Below are 2,353 nucleotides of genomic sequence, written 5' to 3'. Positions count from 1 at the left end.
ACCCTAGACCACTAATTTTTTTCTTTTCTTAAATCGATAGGAATCATTGCCAGATTCTAAGATGTCACAGTGATGTGTGATTCGATCTAACAATGCTGTAGTCATTTTTACATCACCAAATACTTGTACCCATTCACTAAATGCCAGATTGGTTGTAATGATGACTGAAGTCTTTTCATAAAGATGGCCCAGTAAATGAAACAGCAATGCTCCACCTGATGTAGGGAATGGCAGATAACCCAATTCATCCAGGATTAATGCATCCAGCAGACTGAACTGCTTCGCCAGGTTGCCCGCTTTGCCGTTCAGTTTTTCCCGTTCCAACTGGTTCACCAAATCAACCGCATTGTAGAAACGGACTCTTTTACCTGCATGGATAGCAGATACACCCAAGGCCGTCGCAATATGTGTTTTACCTGTTCCTGTGCCGCCGACTAAAATCAGATTGTGTGCCTGCTCCATAAATTTGGCAGTGGCCAGTTGCTGGATCTGTGCTTCATCTAACGGTGATTCCGACCAGTCAAAGCCGCTAAAGTCCCGATACACGGGAAAGCGGGCCGCTTTAAGCTGATACCGCAACCGTTTACTGTAGCGATCTGCAATTTCAGCCTCAATCAGTTGTTCTAGATAGTGTTCAATGCTCTGCTTACGTTGGACAGCGGGTTCCTGTTGTTTCAGCTCATCCCATGCCGTTGCCATACCATACAGCTGCAAATCCCGTAGTTGTTGACTAAAATCATGCAACATGTTCAGCCTCCTAATAAGCTGTCATAACGATTGATATTGGCTTGTGGCTCATGGTGCAGTTGCCATCGCTCCTGTTCTGACAGATCCAGATTGGCTGGTGGTGCCGGAGCAATTAAACGCCGCAATTCGTTCATCACGATGGAGGGATGAAAGGCGCCATACTGCAAGGTCAGCTCACAGGCAACCTGTAAAGGTTCCAGCCCATGTTCCCTGACAGCAAGCAACAACTCGACAAAGGCACGATCCCCTTTGGGATATTTCAGTATCTTGTCCCGGACTTTGAGTATGGCGGGTGGCAGTTCCTGAAATGGAACACCATGACGGACTGCACCAGGCTTCATTTCTGCCAGGGACAGGTAATGCCAAAGCTCACATGCCAGATGATCCCGCCCAAACTGACGGGGATGTTCAGCGATGACCTGATGCTCATAAATCATTTTAATATGGTCAGCATAGGCATGGACGGTCACGATTTTCCCGGCATAGTGGGCCGGAACACTGTAGCGGTTGCGGTCAAAGTGAACCAGACAGAGGTTGCTTACGCGAAGGACATGCTGAATATAACCGTCAAATGGCTGTTGGATGGCGATGAGATGGGGTTTTTCCATCTCATAGACATCCATGATCCGGTATTGCTTCATGGTCGGGTGCGGTCTTTTGGCAAGCTCCTGGCACCGTAACTCCAGCCAATGATTGAGTTCCTGCAGGTCATTGAATTTCGGGCATGGTGTAAATAGCCATTCGCGAATATTGCCGACCTGATTTTCGATTTGACCTTTTTCCCATCCTGAAGCGGGTGTACATGCAACGGGCTCGAACAGGTAATGTGCAGCAAGTGCCATAAAGCGCCGGTTAAACTGCCGCTCCTTGCCTGTCATAATGGTATCTACAACCGTCTTGAGATTGTCATAGACCATGCGTTTTGGCACACCATCAAAGAAGCGGAAAGCACGTTGATGTGCATCCATGACCATTTCCTGTGTTTCTCGTGGATAGGCCACAACAAAGCATTTACGGCTATGGGCTAAACGGAAATGTGCAACCTTGACTTTATGTATTTCCCCTGAAAGCTCGACCGTTTCATAACTCCAGTCAAACTGGCAGGTATCTCCAGGCAAGAACAGCATGGGGACAAAAGCCTGTTTGGATTTGGGGCGTAAAGATGATTTCTTCCACATGCCGACATAACGTTGCACGGAATCATAAGCACCTTGGTAGCCTTCGGTTTGCAAGCATTCAAATAAACGTCGTGCTGTGCGTCGTTGTTGTTTTGGCAGGTAACCGTCCCGAATCAGCCAGTCTTCCAGGATGGCTTCATATTCACCCAGTTTAGGTTTGGGTTGGTGGGATCGTTGGTATTGCGGTTCGTATTGTTCTGTCTGCAAGTATTTACGAACAGTATTGCGGGACAGGTTAAAGTCGCGGGCAATTGAGCTAATACTGTCACCCTGTATCAAATGCCTTCGACGGATCTTTGCGATTGTTTCCACGCATAACACTCCAGAATCTCCAGCTTAAAAGCTGGATAGTTACATAACATCTGGGGTGGTCAAAATTGGACGCTGTTTTTCCCAGATTTCTGGTCAGTTTTGCACGCTGATTAGCA

2 protein-coding genes are annotated in these 2,353 nt (G+C 47.4%); both read right to left on the bottom strand.

Translation table 11 applies throughout. The annotated features are described in order from the left end of the window. Nucleotides 1-3 precede the first annotated feature (3 nt). On the bottom strand, nucleotides 4-747 hold the full coding sequence (gene istB, locus PAE54_RS12350) for an IS21-like element helper ATPase IstB (protein ID WP_326519653.1): 744 nt from the start codon (nucleotides 745-747) through the stop codon (nucleotides 4-6). Between the two features lie 2 nt (nucleotides 748-749). Next, nucleotides 750-2,237 carry an IS21 family transposase gene (gene istA, locus PAE54_RS12345; RefSeq protein ID WP_326519652.1) on the bottom strand — a complete coding sequence of 496 codons (1,488 nt, stop codon included), beginning with the start codon at nucleotides 2,235-2,237 and terminating at the stop codon, nucleotides 750-752. Nucleotides 2,238-2,353 lie beyond the last annotated feature (116 nt).

It is taken from the genome of Acinetobacter minutum (assembly GCF_035916735.1).
In the GTDB taxonomy this organism is placed as follows: domain Bacteria; phylum Pseudomonadota; class Gammaproteobacteria; order Pseudomonadales; family Moraxellaceae; genus Acinetobacter.
The sequence above is the reverse complement of the archived record's forward strand: the minus strand, read 5'-3'. Positions and strand labels throughout refer to the sequence as shown.

Bases quoted from the DNA above. Each gene is read 5' to 3' on its own strand.
- istB (WP_326519653.1), bottom strand. From the start codon at position 747: ATGTTGCATGATTTTAGTCAACAACTACGGGATTTGCAGCTGTATGGT.